Origin of the sequence: Methylosinus sp., assembly GCF_036560965.1 — a bacterium.
Classification (GTDB): Bacteria; Pseudomonadota; Alphaproteobacteria; order Rhizobiales; family Beijerinckiaceae; genus Methylosinus.
In genome coordinates this window covers 172,165-188,969 of the sequence record NZ_DATBQF010000008.1, presented here as the reverse complement: position 1 = coordinate 188,969, position 16,805 = coordinate 172,165, and the positions used below count along the sequence as shown (strand labels likewise).

The window sequence follows — 16,805 nt, the reverse complement described above, 5'->3', positions numbered from 1 at the left end:
CGATCTCGACGTGCTGGCCAATGGCCTGCTGGAGTTCGAGACGCTGACCGGCGAGGAGCTGATCGGCCTGCTGCAGGGCAAGCGCCCGGTGCGCGAGGACGTGCCGCCCGCGGCGCCGCCGGCGCGCCCGTCGCCCGTGCCCTCGACCGGCCGCACGCGGCCGTCGCCCGAGCCGGACGCCGGCGGGCTCGAGCCGCATCCGGTCTGAGCCGAACGACAAATAAAAAGCCCGGCGAAAGCCGGGCTTTTTTATGTCTGTCGGGCCGGATCGGGAGGACAACGCGCGACGATTTCAGAATATGCCGCGTGTCGACACATTGCGGGCGATGCTTCGGAAGGATGCTCGGGCCGCGAGCCGATCAGGCGGATACGGTCGGATAAGCTCTCGTCCCCATCCGCCGCTCGGCCCTCCAGCGCATCCTGCGCGCTCTCGAAATATTGTCTCGCACGCCGTAGCCGACACAAAATCCAAGCACGATGAAAATCGTCGCGTCGAGCAAACCCATGACCCTAGCCTCGCCACTGAACGCCAATCGGAAATTGGAGATAGTCTACTGATTCGAAACGACGGACTCATCATCGCAATTATGCGTAAAACGGCCAGCACGAAGCGTCCGAGCCTCATCCACGCGGGCCGAGAAGCACGATCGCCGCGCCGATAAGACAAATTGCCGCGCCGCCCCGTGTCCCAGCGGTCGGGCGCCCGCCCCTCGACCAGCCACAGCCAGACGAGCGACGCCGCTATATAGACGCCGCCATATGCGGCATAGGCTCGGCCCGCGGCGTCGACCTCGGCGCGGGTGAGCAGAGCGGCGAAGACGGCGAGCGACAGCAGTCCGGGCAGCGACCAGAGCGGCGACCGCCCCAGCCGCAGCCAGGCCCAGAAGGCGTAGCAACCGCCGATCTCCGCCAGGGCCGCGCCGAGATAAAGGGCGTAGGTCCCCGAAATTCTCACCCGAGCAGCGCCTCGACGGCCTCCGGCGGGCGGCATAGCGCCGCCTTGTCGCCGACGACGACGATCGGCCGCTCGATCAGAACCGGATGCTTCTCGATCGCGTCGAAGATCGCCTCGTCCTTCATGGCAGGGTCGCCGAGGCCGAGCTCCTCATAGGGCCCGCCGCGCTTGCGGAGAATGTCGCGCACGCCCTTGCCCATCTGCTTCAGCAGCGCTTTGAGCGTTTTTCGATCGGGCGGCGTCTTCAGATAGAGCACCACCTCGGGCTCGAGCCCGGCCTCCTTCAGCCGCGCGAGCACCTTGCGAGACGTGCCGCAGGCGGGATTGTGATAGATGATGACCTTCATCGAGCCCCCCGGATCATGCTAGCCTGTTTCGAGCATAGACCGGTCGGGCGGCCGGGCGAAGCCGCGCGGCGCGCGATTTTCGGCCGTGCTCGGGAGATACGCGTTAACCACAAGGCGCGAAAGGCGATGGAACCGGCCAGTATGGATGACGATATTCTTCATATCCTTTTCCGAGGATGCACGCAGGGACGGCGGTCCGTCCGAAAACGCCCACAATCTCGAGGTCGACTTGATCTCGAGGTCGACATGATTTCGAGGTCGACATAATTTCGAGGTCGACATGGCGCGGCGGCTTTCGCGCCTTCCGGCGCCGCCGCCCCCGCCGTTTCCCGGAGAACGACAAGCAATGACGCGCAGCTATTTCGGCACGGACGGCATTCGCGGTCGCGCCAATCAGAAGATCACGCCCGAGCTCGCGCTCAAGGTCGGCCAGGCGGCCGGCCTCGTGTTCAATCGCGACAGAGAGCGGCGCCATCGCGTCGTCATCGGCAAGGACACGCGGCTCTCCGGCTATATGATCGAATATGCGCTCGTCGCCGGCTTCACCTCCGTCGGCATGGAGGTGCTGCTGCTCGGCCCCATGCCGACCCCGGCCGTCGCCATGCTCACGCGCTCGATGCGCGCCGATCTCGGCGTGATGATCTCGGCCTCGCACAATCTCTACGAGGACAATGGCATCAAGCTGTTCGGCCCGGACGCCTATAAGCTTTCCGACGAGACCGAGGCGCAGATCGAGAAGCTCATCGACCGCGATCTGACGAGCCGGCTCGCCGGGCCGCATGAGCTCGGCCGCGCCAAGCGCGTCGAGGACGTGCGCGCCCGCTATATCGAATACGCCAAGCGCACGCTGCCGCGGAACATGAGCTTCGAGGGAATGCGCGTCGTGCTCGATTGCGCCAATGGCGCGGCTTACAAGGTCGCGCCGGAAGCTTTGTGGGAGCTCGGCGCCGAGGTCATCACCATCGGCGACCAGCCCGACGGCTTCAACATCAATCGCGACGTCGGCTCGACCTCCCCGCAGGCGCTGCGCGACAAGGTGCGCGAGATGCGCGCCGATGTGGGCATAGCGCTCGACGGCGACGCCGATCGCGTCATCATGGTCGACGAGCTCGGCCATGTCATCGACGGCGATCAGCTGATGGCGGTGGTGGCGCGCAGCTGGCGCGACGAGGGCCTGCTGGCCAAGCCCGGAGTCGTCGCGACGATCATGTCCAATCTCGGCTTCGAGCGCCATCTCGACACGCTCGGCCTCAAGCTCGAGCGCACCGCCGTCGGCGATCGCTATGTCATCGAGCGCATGCGCGAGCTCGGCTACAATCTCGGCGGCGAGCAATCGGGCCATGTGATCCTCTCCGATTACGGCACCACCGGCGACGGGCTCGTCACCGCCATGCAGGCGCTCGCCGCGGTGAAGAAGCTCAACCGCAGCGTGAGCGAAGTGTGCCATTGCTTCGAGCCGCTGCCGCAAGTGCTCAAGAATGTGCGCGCGCGCGGCGCGAGGGCGCTGGAGCAGGCGCCCGTGGTCGCGGCGATCGAGGCCGGGCGCCGGCGCCTCGAAGGCTCGGGACGCCTCGTCATCCGCCCCTCGGGCACGGAGCCGGTCATTCGCGTGATGGGCGAAGGCGACGATCCGGAGATCGTCGGCAGCGTCGTCGACGATATTTGCGACGCGCTGACGCGGGCCGAGGCGGCGTGAGACGCGACAGAGCCGAGAGTGCCACGGAAGAAGCTTCAAGGGGGCGCACGACAAGCTCAGAGGGCTTGGCGCAAAGCGGCAGGAGGATGGAGTGGCGACCGCAGCAGAATTTCGTGCTGAATTACGCTTGAGGTTTCACATGGCGGAATCTGCTGGGTGCAGCACGCTCGATGTCGTAGCGCGCGATCTTCATGACGTCGTTCAAAAGGCTAACCCAACCCGAACCCAACGTTTGCCGAATTGTTGCAGCGTGATGCGACAGGAGCAGCGCGTCGGGATCGATCTCGTCCTATCGGAGAAGGCCAGCGACGGGCCGAATTTCGCGATCCGATACCGCTTACCGCGATAGACTCTGTTCCGCATTGCGCGCGTCGCATTCGATTTATTTCGACAAATCGCTGCTACGTAGATCGTCGGTAAGGTTAACTCCACTTTAAGCGTTCTCGCTCAATCTTCCTTCACATTGGCGTCGCGCCAAGGGTCCGCGCCGCGGTCCTCTATCGTGAAGGGAAGACATCTATGGGCAAGACCAGAGCCCTCCTCATAGCGGCCGCGCTGGCTTCCGCCATGAGCGCGGGTCCGATGAGCACAGGCGCTTTCGCCGCCGATCTGCTGCTGCCGCCGCCGCCGCCGATCATGGAGCCGCCGCCGCCGGATTTCGGCGGCTGGTATCTGCGCGGCGACGTCGGCGTCGGCGTCAATCAGCTTTCCAGCCTGCGCTCGACCTTCGATCCGACCGTCCTCGTGCCGGCTCCGCAATTCGATCAATATTCGATCGGCGACAGCGCTTTCGCCGGCGGCGGCGTCGGCTATCAGATCAACAATTGGTTCCGCGTCGATGTGACCGGCGAATATCGCACGGCCGCCAACTATCGCGCCACGCAGAGCTACGCCAACATTTTCGGCCTCGCCTGCGGCGCGCGCTGCTACGACATCTACAGCGCGCAGCATAGCGCGGCCGTCTTCCTGGCCAATGGCTATGTCGATCTCGGCACCTGGTACGGGGTCACGCCCTTCGTCGGCGGCGGCGTCGGCGTCGCGGTCAATTGGCTGAACAATCTCTATGATCTCTCGGCCCAGCCGGCCGGCGGTTTCGGCATCGCCCAGGACGCGACCAAGACCAATTTCGCCTGGGCCGTGATGGCGGGCCTCGCCTATAACATCACGCCCAATTTCAAGGTCGAGCTCGGCTATCGCTATCTCGACATGGGCAAGTTCCAGACCAATGTGATCGGCTGCCAAGGCGCCGGCTGCGCGGGCGAGCGCCAATCCTTCCAGCTCGCCTCGCACGACATTCGCCTCGGCTTCCGCTACGCGCTGATGGCGCCGGCGCCGATGCTGATGGCTCCCCCGCTGGTCCGCAAATACTGACCTCGGCCCCTCCCCAGACCTTCGGCGCGCGGCTCGCGAGAGCCTCGCGCCTTTTTTTTCGGATCGCTTCTTGATCTATACCCCGGTGGGGTATAGTTCGGATATTGTGCGGCGAGACATTCTTGCGAATTTTCAAGACGAGATGGTTCGCGCGTTTCGCGCGCAAAGAGAAGATCACGGACTCTCGTCTCGCCGAGGCGATCGTCCGCGCAGAAAAGGGAGGCGTCGACGCGACGCTGGGCGCAAGCCTCATAAAGCAGCGCGTCGCGCGGGACGGGGGTGGGAAATCCGGCGGTTTCCGCACGATCGTCGCCTTCCGCGCCTCGACACGAAGCGTTTTCCTCTATGGCTTCGCCAAGAATGTCAGAGAGAATGTCGAGCCGGCCGAGCTCGAGATGCTGAAAAAGCTAGCGCAGCGTTTTCTCGCCATGACCGACGCCGAGCTCGATCTTGCGCGCGCGGAGGGCGAAGTGATCGAGGTGGGACATGACGGCGAAGAAAAAATTTCGTAGCGACATCGCCGAAGCGGTTCACGAGACCGCGAGCGGACTGCGGCGGATCGGCCTGCTCGACGCCAAGACGATGCGCGTGTTCGACGCATCCTGCCTCACGCCGGTCGAGCCGCTGACAGGACCGCAGATCATGGCCCTGCGACAGCGCACCGGAGTGAGCCAGGGCGTGTTCGCCCGTATTCTCAACGTGCGCCCGAAGCTCGTCAGCGAATGGGAACGGGGCGAGAAGAAGCCGAGCGGCCCGTCTCTAAAGCTGCTTTCGATCGTGAAGGCGCGAGGGCTGGAAGCCCTCCTCTGAAGCGGCGCCGCCGCAATCCTCTGGATGAGCGCCCGCGGCCCCCTCGCGGGGAGGCGCGAAATCGGCCATATCTCCCCCATGGCCAAGCGTCCCGCCAAATCCCCCGCCCCCGAGGTCGACGATCTCGCCTCGGCCCCGCCGATCGCCGCCGGCCCCAATGTGCCGGAGCTGTCCGTCTCCGAGCTCGCCAATGCGCTCAAGCGCACGGTGGAGGATCGCTTCGGCCATGTGCGCGTGCGCGGCGAGATCACCAATTATCGCGGGCCGCATTCGTCCGGCCATGTCTATTTCAGCCTCAAGGACCAGAACGCCCGCCTCGACGCCGTGATCTGGAAGATGACCTTCCTGCGCCTGCGTGTGAAGCCGCAGGAGGGGCTCGAGGTCGTCGCCACCGGCAAGATCAGCACGTTTCCCGGCAAATCCTCCTATCAGATCGTCATCGAGACGCTGGAGCCGGCCGGCGCCGGCGCTCTGATGGCGCTGCTCGACGAGCGGCGAAAGCGCCTCGCCGCCGAGGGGCTGTTCGACGCCGAGCGGAAAAAGCCCCTGCCCTTTTTGCCGCGCGTCGTGGGCGTCGTCACCTCGCCGACCGGCGCGGTGATTCGCGATATTCTGCACCGGCTGCTGGACCGTTTTCCGCGCCATGTGCTGGTGTGGCCGGTTCGCGTGCAGGGCGAGACCTGCGCGGCCGAGGTCGCCGCCGCCATCGACGGCTTCAACGCTCTGCCCGCGGGCGGCCCGATTCCACGGCCGGATGTGCTCATTGTCGCGCGCGGCGGCGGCTCGCTCGAGGATTTGTTCGGCTTCAATGAGGAGATCGTCGTGCGCGCGGCGGCGGCCAGCGCCATTCCGCTGGTCTCTGCCATCGGCCATGAGACCGACACCACGCTCATCGATTTCGTCGCCGATCTGCGCGCCCCGACTCCCACCGGCGCCGCAGAAAAATGCGTGCCCGTGCGCGCCGAGCTGGTGGAGCAGACCGCCAATCTCGCCCGCCGCCTCGCCGGGGCGGAGCGGCGGCTTTTGGACGCCAATCGGCGGCAGCTCGCCTCGTTGCAGCGCGTGCTGCCCGCGGGCGCGCAATTGCTGCTCGCCCCCGCCCAGCGCGCCGATCGCGCCGGCGAAAGACTGCGCAGCACGCTGCGCCGCGCGCTGGACGGCAAGCGCCTGTCGCTCTCGCGCGTCTCCCATGTGCTCGCCCGCCACTCGCCGCAGGCGGAGCTGGCGCGCGCCTCCGAGCGGCTGAAAGGCCTCCAGGCGAGGCTGCGCCAGGGCCTCGTCGCACGGCGCGCGCTCGCTCGGCGCGAGGCCGAGGATGCGCAACGGCGTCTCGACCACGCCGAGCAGCGGCTGCGCTCGGCGTTTCTGCGCATTCTCGACGAGCGCCAGGCGCGGCTCGACCGGCTCGACCAGCTGCGCAAGACGCTCGGCTATGAGCAGGTGCTGGCGCGCGGCTTCGCCCTGGTGCGCGACGAGACAGGCGCGCTGCTGCGGCAGGCGTCGGACATCGCGCCGGGACAAAGGCTGGATGTGCAATTTTCCGACGGCCGCATCGCCGCGACGGCCGAATCCGATAGCGCGCCACCCTCCCCAGCGCATCCCTCGCCAGCAACCCCCTCCCCGACGCCCGCCGCGCGGCAAAAGCGCGCAAAGGGCAAGGGCGGCGACGATCAGGGCTCACTCTTTTGAAACCACGAGGCAAAATTCCTCTCGGCGTGCGCCGACGGCTCGGCCGCGCGGTTGCGGGCCGGATCGCGGCTCGCCATATGCTCGAACAGGAGGCCCGCTCCATGTTCAAGCGCTCGTCGTCGCCACAGTCCGATGGTCTGAGGCTCCAGGCAATGGACGCCGAGGACCTCTCTTGCCTGTCCGCTCTGCTCCAGGACGCTCTGGTCAGGGTCGGCGATATCGCCTTCCTGCCCGAGCAACGCCGCTTCGCCTTCGTCGGCTGCCGCTATGATTGGGCCGCCGCCGAGCAGGGCAAGCGCGAGCGCTGCCATTGCGGCGTGCATCTGGACAGGGTGCGGGGCGTCCGCCAGCTCAAAATCCCCCGCGCCGAGCCCGAGGCGATCTTGGAGCTGCTGGCCGTCACCTTCGAGCCCTGCGCCGAGCCGCCGGGCGGCGTGGTGACGCTGGTTTTCGCGGGCGGAGCAGCGATTTCTCTCGATGTCGAATGCGTCGAGGCCCGCCTCCAGGACCTCGGGCCGCGCTGGGCGGCGAAGGCCTGTCCGTCACATGAGCTTGACGAAGACCGGGAGGGAAGGTCATGACAGCCGGAAATACCGGTTGGAGAAGAACATGACTTGGCGATTGGATGCGTCGGCTGCGGATTTCGAGGAGCGCTTCTCGGCGCTGCTGGCGACGAAACGCGAGGCCGCCCAGGACGTCGACGACACCGTCCGCGGCATTATCGAGGATGTGGCCGCCCGCGGCGACGAGGCCCTCATCGACTATTCCAAGCGCTTCGACCATATCGACCTCGGCGAGACCGGCATCGCGCTGACGAAGGCCGAGATCGACGCCGCCGAATCCAAAGTGCCCGAGGAGACGCTGGCCGCCCTCGATCTCGCCCACGCCCGCATCAGAGCCTTCCACGAGCGCCAGCGGCCGGAAGACCTGCGCTATAAGGACGAGGCCGGCGTCGAGCTCGGCTGGCGCTGGAGCGCCCTCGAATCGGTCGGCCTCTATGTGCCGGGCGGCACCGCCTCCTACCCCTCCTCCGTGCTGATGAACGCCGTCCCCGCCAAGGTGGCGGGCGTCGATCGGCTGGTGATGGTGGTCCCCGCCCCGCATGGGATCATCGACCCGCTGGTGCTGGCCGCCGCCAAGCGCGCCGGCGTCGACGAGGTCTATCGCGTCGGCGGCGCGCAGGCCGTCGCCGCGCTGGCCCATGGCACCAAGACCATCCGCCCGGTGGCCAAGATCGTCGGCCCCGGCAACGCCTGGGTGGCCGCCGCCAAGCGCCGCGTCTTCGGCCTCGTCGGCATCGACATGATCGCCGGCCCGTCGGAAATCCTCGTGCTCGCCGACAAGACCGCCAATCCCGATTGGGTGGCGATCGATCTGCTCGCCCAGGCCGAGCACGACGAATCGGCGCAGTCGATCCTCATCACCGACGATCCCGCCTTCGCCGACGCCGCCGCCGCCGCCGTCGAGCGTCAGCTGGCGACGCTCTCGCGCTACGAGATCGCCTCCAAATCCTGGCGCGACTATGGCGCGATCATCGTGACCAAGAGCCTCGCCGAATCGATCCCGCTCGCCGACCGCATCGCCGCCGAGCATCTCGAGATCGTCTGCGAGGACGCCGAGGCGCTCGCCGCCAAAGTGCGCAACGCCGGCGCGATCTTCATCGGCGCCTACACGCCGGAGGCGATCGGCGATTATATCGGCGGCTCCAATCACGTGCTGCCGACGGCGCGCTCGGCGCGCTTCTCCTCGGGGCTGAGCGTGCTGGACTTCATGAAGCGCACCTCGATCCTCAAATGCGACGCCGCCTCGCTGCGCGAGATCGGCCCCGCCGCCGTGACGCTCGGCGATGCGGAGCGGCTGCAGGCGCATGCCCGCTCCGTGGCCATGCGCCTCGACCAGCGCGGGGCCTGAGGTGGCCCAAGCCGCGACCAGGCGACTGATCTCCGTCACGCTCGATGAAGCATCCATCGGGCGCGGCACGGCCGATCAGGAGCATGAGCGCGCCATCGCCATCTATGATCTCATCGAGGACAATATTTTCTCGCTGGAGGGCCATGACGGCGGGCCTTACGCCCTCGTCATCGCCCTGCATGACGCCAAGCTCGTCTTCGACGTGCGCGACGAAGCGGGAAACACCATCGTCACGCATATTCTGTCGCTGACGCCGTTCAAACGGCTGCTGAAAGACTATTTTCTGGTCTGCGAAACCTATTACGCCGCGATCCGCACCGCGACGCCGAGCCGGATCGAGGCGATCGACATGGGCCGGCGCGGGCTGCACAATGAAGGCGCGGCCCTGCTCTCCGAACGGCTGAAGGGCAAGATCGACTGCGACACGGACACCGCGCGCCGCCTCTTCACGCTGGTCACGGCTCTGCACTGGAAGGGCTGAGTCCATGCCGCAGGACGGCGGACCCGCGCCACGGCCGCACGCCGTGCTGTTCGCCTGCACGCAGAACGCCATTCGCTCGCCCATGGCCGAGGCGCTGGGACGCCACTACTTCGGCCGCGAGATCTATTTCGCCTCCGCCGGGCTGAAGCGCGGCGAGCCCGATCCTTTCGCCATAGCGGCGATGGATGAGATCGGCGTCGATATCTCCCGCCACAAGCCGCATAGCTTCGAGGATCTGGAAGACTCCAACTTCGATCTCATCGTGACCCTGTCGCCGGAGTCGCATCACAAGGCGCTCGAGTTCACGCGCGCCATGGCTGTCGACGTCGTCTATTGGCCGACGCTCGACGCGACGGCGACCAGCGGCTCGCGCGAGACGATATTGGAATCCTATCGCGCGGTGCGGGATTCGCTGGCCAAGCGCATTTTGAAGCTGCTGTCCGTAGAGCGGGGCTCGGATTGACGTCGTGTCTTCGTGCCTCGGTGGTTCGATTGCACCACAAAGACACGAAGGACACGAAGAGTTTCACCCATGCGCGAGAATGGCGAGGAGCAGCGTGATCTGGCAACCGAAGCCGATGAGGAACATCGGCGTGCGCACCCACGGCAGGCCGAGCGTGTAGACGACGAAATGCGCCGCGCGCGTCGCGAAGAACAGCGGCGCGGCGATCGCCGTCGCCGCGGTTCCGCTGCCGACGATCTGAATCGTCAGCGCGAGCACGGCGAAGACGAGGAGATTTTCGATCATATTCGTATGGGCGCTCTTGGCGCGCTGCGCCCAGGGCGCCTTGGTGGCGACGTCATGCAGCGGATCACGAAAAGCCTCGATCGGCCCCAGCTGCAGAATGCGCTGCAAAATATAGGGAATCCACAAGACCGAGGCGAGGCCGGCGGTCAGCACGGTCCAATAGAGCTCGGGAGAAATTGCATTGGTCATTAGGTGTCGCGCTCCTCATTTGTCGAAGACGACGCGGGAGGTAGCGAAGCGCTTTCAATTGGTGAAGTACGCAGAAATATCGCATATACTGAAAAATAACGCCGTTACCCCACAACTGGATACCATCTCATGCGCAAGCAGCGGCACATGGACTATGACGAGTGCCCGATCGAGGCCGCGATGGACATCATCGGCGGCAAATGGAAGCCGTCGATCCTGTTCCGCCTCGCCGGCGGGACCAAGCGCTTCAGCGAATTGCAACGGCTGCTGAAAACGATCACGCAGCGCACGCTCACGCAGCAATTGCGCGATCTCGAGCGCGATCGCATGATCTCGCGCCGCGTCTACGCCGAAGTGCCGCCGCGCGTCGAATACAGCCTGACCGATCGCGGCCGCTCTCTGGAGCCGGTGCTGGGGCTTTTGTTCGACTGGGGCGTCGACAATGTGCTGGCGGAAAAGGCTACGGCCTCGAAAGCCCGCGCGCCGCGGCGATCAGCCGCCGATCCGACCAGCGCGGGCCGATCAGTGAAATCCCCAGCGGCGCCGCGCCCGCGGGCCGCGAAAGCGGGACGCTGATCTGCGGCAGGCCGAAGAAGCTGGCGAAGAGGAAGGTGCGGAACATCAGATAACGCTTGCGGTCGAGCGCTTCCTCGCTTTCCGTCAGCAGCGGCGATGCGAAGGGCGTCGTCGGAACGACGAGCAGCGTCTTCGGGCCGAACATCGCCGCGACGCGCGCGCGCGCCGCGCTGCGAAAAGCGTCGGCCTCGGCCTTTGCCGCCGGTGCGACCGTCGCCGCATGCTCGAAGCGCGCCGCGACGCCGGGCCCGAACGTCGGCTTCGCCGCCGCGATCCATGCGCCATGCGCGCGCCAGGCCTCATAGGCCTGGAGATTGCGGAAATGGCGCAGCGACTCGGACCAGAATTCTTCGCCGAGCGCGGCCTCGCGGCAGGCGAAATCCTGCGCGACCGCAGCCCGCGCCGGCTGCATCGCCGCGCGCGTCTCCTCGTCGCATTGCGCGAAGGATTCGGAGAGGATCGCCGCCTCGTCGAGCGCGTCGCCGGAGAGATCGCGCGGCAGCAGCACGTCCCCGACGCGCGCCAAGACATCGACATCGCGCGCGAACCAGCCGATCACATCGAGCGATTCGGCGAGCGGGACGACGCCATTGACGGAGATCGCGCCATGCGAGGAGCGGAAGCCGAAAATTCCGCAGAAGGCCGCCGGCGCGCGGCAGGAGCCCGCCGTATCCGTGCCCAGCGCGAAATCGGCGAGGCCGGCGGCGACGGCGACGGCCGAGCCGGAGGAGGAGCCGCCCGGATGCCGATCCGGCGCCGCCGGATTGACGGGCGTCCCGTAATGGGCATTGGCGCCGAGCAGGCTATAGGCCATCTCGTCCATATGCGCCTTGCCGACGAGCCGCGCGCCGGCGGCGAGCAGCCGGTCGACGACGGGCGCATTCATCGCGGCGGGCGCATGGGTCGCCGCCCATGTCGGCTGGCCATTCGTCGAAACGAGGCCCTCGACATCGATATTCTCCTTGACGACGAAGCGGTCGCCCGCCAACGGCCCATGCGTGTGAGACGACACATCGAGCGCGCGCGTCAGAGCGGACGAAGAGCCAGACATAGCAAGTCCTTTCATCGAGCGGCGCAGCGCGCGCATTCACCGCCGGTTCATCGGCGATGATGATTTTCGACGGCTATCCGGCTTTTGCAAGATGCGGATTTGATTTTCACGAAACGACAGGTGCGGAAATGACAATGAAGAAATATGTCGCCGAGGCGATCGGCGCAGGCGCTCTGGTGCTGCTCGGATGCGGCTCGGTGACGCTCGGCGAGCTCGGCGGCGTGCTCGGCTCGACGCAAGGGATCGGCCCGCTCGCCGTGCTGCCCATCGCCTTCGCATTCGGCCTCACCGTCACAGCCTTCGCCTATGGCATAGGGCCGGTCTCGGGTTGCCACATCAATCCGGCGGTCTCGATCGGCGTCTGGTCCGCGGGACGGCTCTCGACGCTCAATCTCATCGGCTACATCATCGCGCAATGCCTCGGCGCGATCGCCGGCGCGGCGATCCTCTACGCCATATTGAAAGGCCGCGAGGGCGGCTATGACGTCGCCGTCGCCGGCCTCGGCCAGAACGGCTGGAGCAATATCTCGACGACCTCCGCCTTTCTCGCGGAATTCGTCGGCACATTCCTGTTTCTCGTCGTCATCCTCGGCGCGACATCGGCCAATGGCGGAACCGCCTCGGCCGGCATAGCCATCGGCCTCGCCCTCGTCGTGATCCATATCGCGCTCATTCGCGTGACCGGCACCTCCGTCAATCCGGCGCGTTCGCTCGGCCCGGCGGTCTTCGTCGGCGGCAAGGCGTTGGAGCAGCTCTGGCTGTTCTTCGCGGCGCCGCTGCTCGGCGGATTGACGGCCGGCCTGCTGTTCCGCTGGCGCGGCCTCGAGCCCTGACCGGATCGCTCCGGCCTCCACACGATTGAGCCGGAGCCTCCGCGCGTTCAGGATCGAACTTCTTTCACGAGGAGATCGATCGATGGCGTATCCCACTCGCGGCTTGGTCCTGACCGCCTTTCTCTCATCGCTGATCGCGGCGCCGGCCTTCGGCCAGAGCCTCGATCTCGCCAAATCCACCATCGTCGATCTCACCCACCCCTTCGACGCCTCGACGATCTATTGGCCGACCTCGCCATCGGGCTTCGAGCTCAAATCGCTGCACAACGGCCTCACCGAGCGCGGCTATTTCTACGCCGCCAACAGCTTCTGCTCGCCCGAGCACGGCGGCACGCATCTCGACGCCCCGCTGCATTTCGCGCAAGGCCATTGGACGAACGCCGAAATTCCGGTCGATCGCTTCGTCGGGCCGGCCTTCGTCATCGATGTGAGCGCCAAGGCGGCCGCCGATCCGGACTATGCGCTGAAGCCGGAAGACGTCGCCGAATGGGAGGCCGCGCACGGGCGCATCCCCGAAGGCGCGATCGTGCTGCTGCGCACCGGCTGGAGCGCGCGCTGGAGCGACCGCAAGGCCTATCTCGGCGACGATACGCCCGGCGACGCCGCGCATCTGCATTTCCCCGGCTATGGCGCGCAGGCGGCGGCGCTGCTCGTCGTCGATCGCCGCGCCAAGCTGATCGGCATCGACACGGCGAGCGTGGACAATGGCCCGTCGCTGGATTTCCTCGTGCATCGCATCGTCGCGGGGGTCGACGCCGCCGGGCTCGAAAACCTCGCCAATCTCGACAAATTGCCGGCGACAGGCGCCATCGTCTTCGCGCTGCCGATGAAGATCTCGGGCGGCACCGGCGGTCCGGCGCGCATCGTCGCCGTCGTCGCGAAATGAGCGGCGGGATGCGCTGCGCATCTACGCGCATCGCGTCCATTTCCCGGGAGCGCCGCGCGACGAGATCGGCGTGACGTTCCGATCGGCGAGCCAATGCTCGATGGCGTGAAAGCTCGCCCGCGCGCCTTCGACGATCTCCGGCAATAGGCCGCGCCGCGCGCCCTCTTCGAGCGCCGCGCAGCAGTCGCCCCAGCTTTCCGCATCGCCGCCCGAAAGGAAGCGCCGGCCGTGCGGATTTCCGACGCCGAGCAGAGGATCGAGCGCGGCGGCAAGACGCGCGGCGCCGAGCGTCGACCCTTCGCGCAAATAGAGCGCGCCGAGCCATTCGCCCGGACTGCGCAGCGCGGGCGCCTCGGCCATCGGCAGAGCGGCGATCGCCTCGTCCTTCGCGCCGAGATCGACGAGATCGCGCGCCAGCAGATGCGCGCGCGCGCCGATCCGCGGATAGGCGCCGTAGCGCAGCGCGGCCTCGACCAGAGCGCGCTCGAAGGGCAGATGAAATCCATAGAGACGCGCCAGCAATTGCAGATATTGCGTCGGCGCGATCGTCCCCGCGGCCAGCGCCGCCAGCGCCGGCTGGCCGTGCAGCCGCAGATGGGCGGCGCGCGTCGCGCTGCGCAGAGCCGCGCGCGTCGGAGAAACCTTCTCCTCGTCTCGCCTCATCGCGAAGCGGCCTCCTCCGACATGGCGCGCGACAATGCGCCGACGAGCTCCTCCGGCGAATAGGGCTTGGGCGCGACGGGGCGGCCGGCGAATCGCGGCGGCACCACCATTGCGCTCTCGAATCCCGTCGTGAACACGAAAGGCACATGCGCCTCGGCGAGCGCGTCGGCGACCGGCCACACCGGCTCGCCGTCGAGATCGATGTCGAGCAGAGCGACGTCGAAATCGGGTCGCAGCGCCGCGCGCACGCCGTCCCAGACGGTCGCGCAGCTCTGCGCAATCTCCATTCCCCATTCCTCGAGCAGCTCGCGGACGGCGAGCGCGACGAGCGCCGCATCCTCGACGACCAGCACGCGGCGATGCGAGAGCGATCTCGCGATCGGCTCGGCGACGACGACGGATGGAGCCCGGCCCTCGCCCTGATGCCCCGCGTTCTCTCGCCCTTTGGCGAAAGCGATCTGCGACAAGGGAATCCGCATGCGGCATCGGACGCCGCCCGGCGCAAAGTCGAGCTCCGCATCGCCGCCGAGATCGATGGCCATCGTCCGCTCGATCAAAATGCGCCCGAATCCAGAACGCGTCGGCGGCGCGACCGCGGGACCGCCGCTCTCCTTCCATGTCAATACGAGCTGCTCCTCGCCTTTTTCGCGGCGACGGCGCCATTCGACCCGCACGCGCCCGCCGGGCGCCGACAACGCCCCATATTTGGCGGCGTTGGTCGAAAGCTCGTGGATCGCCATGCTGACGGCCAGCGCCGCCTTGGGCTTCAAGGCGACGGGCTCGCCGCAGACGCCGCAGGCGTTCTCCTTCGCCTGCCGAAACGGCGCCAGCTCGTCGTCGACGATGGCGCGGATCGACAATCCCTCCCATCGGCTCTGCGTCAGCAGATTCTGCACGCGCGCCATGGTCAGCAGCCGGCTTTGCAGCGTCGCGTTGAAGTCCTCGAGCGAGGCGGCGGAGCGCGCCGTGAAGCGCACCAGCGACTGGATCACCGACAGCGTGTTCTTCACGCGATGATCGAGCTCGGCCATCAGAAAATCCTGGCGCGCCTGTGCCGCCTGCCGATCGCGCACCGCGAGATCGAGCGCATGGACGAAAACCTCGAGGATGGCGGAGCGCAGCGATCGCGCGACATCGATCTCGTCTTCGCTCCAAGCCCGCGATCGGAGACAGACCGTCTCCTCCCAGGCTTCGAAAGAGGCGCGCGGCGTCAGCGTCTCGCCCTCCGTCGCCACGGGCTCGGCCGGATTTCCCGCCCAGCGGACCACCTGCCGCAGCTCGCTGCGGAAGAACAGCACATAATCCTTCGGCTCGCGCGAGACGGCTATGGCGAGCACGCCCGCCGCGATATCGCCGAAAGCCTTCGCCGGCGCATAGGACAAAGGCAGGCGATCGGTGGCGTAGACGCCCTGCTTCGATCGCTCGTGGACCCAGCGCAGCAGCGCGCCGATCTGCTCGGCGGACGGCGCGCGGCCGAGCGTCGCGCATTTGCCGTCGACGACGACGGCGCAGCCGTCTGCCGCGATCAGATCGAGCAGCGACGGCCGTCCCTCGAGCAGAGCGCCGGCGAGATCGGCATGGCCCGACATGGCGCCGACGAGGCGGCTCTGGACCTCGCCCGCGCGCATGCGCAGCTTCGCCGCCTCCGCCTCCGAGCGGCTCTGGAATTCGAAGGAGATCATCCGCGCGAATAATTCGCAAGCCGCGCGCCGGCGCATATCGAGGAAATGCGGCGTTCGATGATGGCAGGCGACGAGGCCGAACAGCCTGCCGCCGACGACGATCGACAAGGACATGGAGGCGCGCACGCCCATATTGGCGAGATAGCGCAAATGCACCGGCGAAACGCTGCGCAACGCGCTATGGCGAAGATCGAGCGGACGCCCGGTCTCGGGCGAGAGCGCAGGCTCGATCGGCGCCGGCGTGTAGAGCGCATCGGGAATGAGGCGCAGCCAATTGGTGAGATAGAGCTTGCGCGCCTGCTGCGGAATGTCCGAGGCCGGAAAGCGCAGGCCGAGATAGCTTTCGTATCCCTCCGCCGCCGTCTCCGCGATGACGCTGCCCGAGCCGTCCGGCAGGAAGCGATAGACCATGACATGGTCGAAGCCGGTCGCCTTCGCCGTCTCCCGCGCTACCGCCTCGGCATAGGCCTCGATGGATTCGGCCGCCGCCGTCGCGGCGAGCATCGTCTGCACCAGGCCGAGCGGATCGCGCTCGGGATCGCCGCGCCGCGGCTCGAGCTCGATGAGAATGACCCCGCCGCCGACATGGACCACGCCCTCGAGCGCGGCCCCTCCCTCGCCTGCCTCGGTCTCGAAGGCGAGGCAGGAGCTCGGGCCGCCGGCGTCGGCGATGATGCGCGTCAGCCGCGTCGTCGCCACGGCGCCGAGCCGCGTCTCGACGCTCTGGCCCAGCAGCGCGCTATGCGGGGCGCCGAGCAGCGTCTGCGTGTCGCCGGCGATCTGGACGATGCGCATATCGTCCGGATCGAGCGCCAGGAGCACGCCATGCGGCTGGATCGCGCCCGGCGTATGGATGGGCTCCAGATCGCAGATCGTGAGATCGATGTCCTCCGAGGCGTCAGGTGAGGTCATCGCCT

Annotated in this window: 17 protein-coding genes and 2 pseudogenes; 13 read left to right on the top strand and 6 right to left on the bottom strand. The window is 67.0% G+C overall.

Annotation, left to right across the window (positions count from 1 at the left end):
* Positions 1–208, top strand: a pseudogene (locus VIF40_RS02350) (cell division protein FtsH); the annotation flags it as partial.
* A gap of 413 nt (positions 209–621) precedes the next feature.
* On the opposite strand, the pseudogene VIF40_RS02345 reads toward VIF40_RS02350, so the two are convergent.
* Both VIF40_RS02345 and arsC read right to left on the bottom strand, forming a co-directional pair.
* Positions 622–991: pseudogene (locus tag VIF40_RS02345) on the bottom strand (YnfA family protein).
* Positions 952–1,302, bottom strand: coding sequence for an arsenate reductase (glutaredoxin) (arsC, locus tag VIF40_RS02340; protein WP_331935913.1), 351 nt, complete (start codon positions 1,300–1,302; stop codon positions 952–954). The pseudogene VIF40_RS02345 and the gene arsC overlap by 40 nt, the downstream one beginning before the upstream one ends.
* A 346-nt stretch (positions 1,303–1,648) precedes the next feature.
* Here arsC and glmM point away from each other — a divergent pair, with 346 nt between their 5' ends.
* The 9 genes from glmM to VIF40_RS02295 all read left to right on the top strand — a co-directional run bounded on the left by glmM (position 1,649) and on the right by VIF40_RS02295 (position 9,723).
* Entirely contained in the window at positions 1,649–2,998 is a 1,350-nt protein-coding gene (glmM, locus tag VIF40_RS02335; protein WP_331935912.1) for a phosphoglucosamine mutase, read from the top strand.
* A 519-nt stretch (positions 2,999–3,517) separates the two neighbouring features.
* Positions 3,518–4,369, top strand: a complete 852-nt coding sequence (locus VIF40_RS02330) for an outer membrane protein (protein ID WP_331935911.1) — start codon at positions 3,518–3,520, stop codon at positions 4,367–4,369.
* A 122-nt stretch (positions 4,370–4,491) separates the two neighbouring features.
* A complete protein-coding gene (locus VIF40_RS02325; protein WP_331935910.1) occupies positions 4,492–4,881 on the top strand; it encodes a type II toxin-antitoxin system RelE/ParE family toxin in 390 nt (129 codons plus the stop codon).
* Positions 4,856–5,179 (top strand): DNA-binding transcriptional regulator, encoded by a 324-nt coding sequence (locus VIF40_RS02320; protein WP_331935909.1) that lies wholly within the window; start codon positions 4,856–4,858, stop codon positions 5,177–5,179. The genes VIF40_RS02325 and VIF40_RS02320 overlap by 26 nt, the downstream gene beginning before the upstream one ends.
* Positions 5,180–5,257: 78 nt before the next feature.
* Positions 5,258–6,868 (top strand): exodeoxyribonuclease VII large subunit, encoded by a 1,611-nt coding sequence (gene xseA / locus VIF40_RS02315; protein ID WP_331935908.1) that lies wholly within the window; start codon positions 5,258–5,260, stop codon positions 6,866–6,868.
* A 101-nt stretch (positions 6,869–6,969) separates the two neighbouring features.
* Positions 6,970–7,449: a DUF2948 family protein gene (locus VIF40_RS02310; RefSeq protein WP_331935907.1), complete on the top strand. Its 480-nt coding sequence runs from the start codon at positions 6,970–6,972 to the stop codon at positions 7,447–7,449.
* A 28-nt stretch (positions 7,450–7,477) separates the two neighbouring features.
* Entirely contained in the window at positions 7,478–8,779 is a 1,302-nt protein-coding gene (gene hisD / locus VIF40_RS02305; RefSeq protein WP_331935906.1) for a histidinol dehydrogenase, read from the top strand.
* The gene (locus VIF40_RS02300) at positions 8,736–9,260 is read left to right on the top strand and encodes a UPF0262 family protein (RefSeq protein ID WP_331935905.1); all 525 of its coding nucleotides are present in this window, start codon (positions 8,736–8,738) and stop codon (positions 9,258–9,260) included. The genes hisD and VIF40_RS02300 overlap by 44 nt, the downstream gene beginning before the upstream one ends.
* A gap of 4 nt (positions 9,261–9,264) precedes the next feature.
* Positions 9,265–9,723, top strand: a complete 459-nt coding sequence (locus tag VIF40_RS02295) for an arsenate reductase ArsC (RefSeq protein ID WP_331935904.1) — start codon at positions 9,265–9,267, stop codon at positions 9,721–9,723.
* Positions 9,724–9,786: 63 nt separating this feature from the next.
* Here VIF40_RS02295 and VIF40_RS02290 read toward each other — a convergent pair whose 3' ends face one another.
* Positions 9,787–10,197, bottom strand: coding sequence for an MAPEG family protein (locus tag VIF40_RS02290; protein ID WP_331935903.1), 411 nt, complete (start codon positions 10,195–10,197; stop codon positions 9,787–9,789).
* Between the two features lie 129 nt (positions 10,198–10,326).
* On the opposite strand from VIF40_RS02290, the gene VIF40_RS02285 reads away from it, so the two are divergent.
* Complete coding sequence (locus VIF40_RS02285) at positions 10,327–10,773, top strand: helix-turn-helix domain-containing protein (protein ID WP_331935902.1); 447 nt, start codon at positions 10,327–10,329, stop codon at positions 10,771–10,773.
* On the opposite strand, the gene VIF40_RS02280 is transcribed toward VIF40_RS02285, so the two are convergent.
* The gene (locus VIF40_RS02280; RefSeq protein WP_331935901.1) at positions 10,658–11,824 is read right to left on the bottom strand and encodes an amidase; all 1,167 of its coding nucleotides are present in this window, start codon (positions 11,822–11,824) and stop codon (positions 10,658–10,660) included. The two genes, VIF40_RS02285 and VIF40_RS02280, sit on opposite strands and share 116 nt — an antisense overlap.
* Positions 11,825–11,958: 134 nt before the next feature.
* Here VIF40_RS02280 and VIF40_RS02275 point away from each other — a divergent pair, with 134 nt between their 5' ends.
* Together VIF40_RS02275 and VIF40_RS02270 are read left to right on the top strand one after the other, a co-directional pair.
* Positions 11,959–12,657 carry an aquaporin gene (locus tag VIF40_RS02275; protein ID WP_331935900.1) on the top strand — a complete coding sequence of 233 codons (699 nt, stop codon included), beginning with the start codon at positions 11,959–11,961 and terminating at the stop codon, positions 12,655–12,657.
* A gap of 82 nt (positions 12,658–12,739) precedes the next feature.
* Entirely contained in the window at positions 12,740–13,543 is an 804-nt protein-coding gene (locus VIF40_RS02270; RefSeq protein WP_331935899.1) for a cyclase family protein, read from the top strand.
* A gap of 21 nt (positions 13,544–13,564) precedes the next feature.
* Here the strand turns inward: VIF40_RS02270 and VIF40_RS02265 are convergent, their stop codons facing one another.
* Both VIF40_RS02265 and VIF40_RS02260 read right to left on the bottom strand, forming a co-directional pair.
* A complete protein-coding gene (locus tag VIF40_RS02265; protein ID WP_331935898.1) occupies positions 13,565–14,206 on the bottom strand; it encodes a biliverdin-producing heme oxygenase in 642 nt (213 codons plus the stop codon).
* The gene (locus VIF40_RS02260; protein WP_331935897.1) at positions 14,203–16,800 is read right to left on the bottom strand and encodes an HWE histidine kinase domain-containing protein; all 2,598 of its coding nucleotides are present in this window, start codon (positions 16,798–16,800) and stop codon (positions 14,203–14,205) included. Before VIF40_RS02260 ends, VIF40_RS02265 begins: the two co-directional genes overlap by 4 nt.
* Between the last annotated feature and the right edge of the window lie 5 nt (positions 16,801–16,805).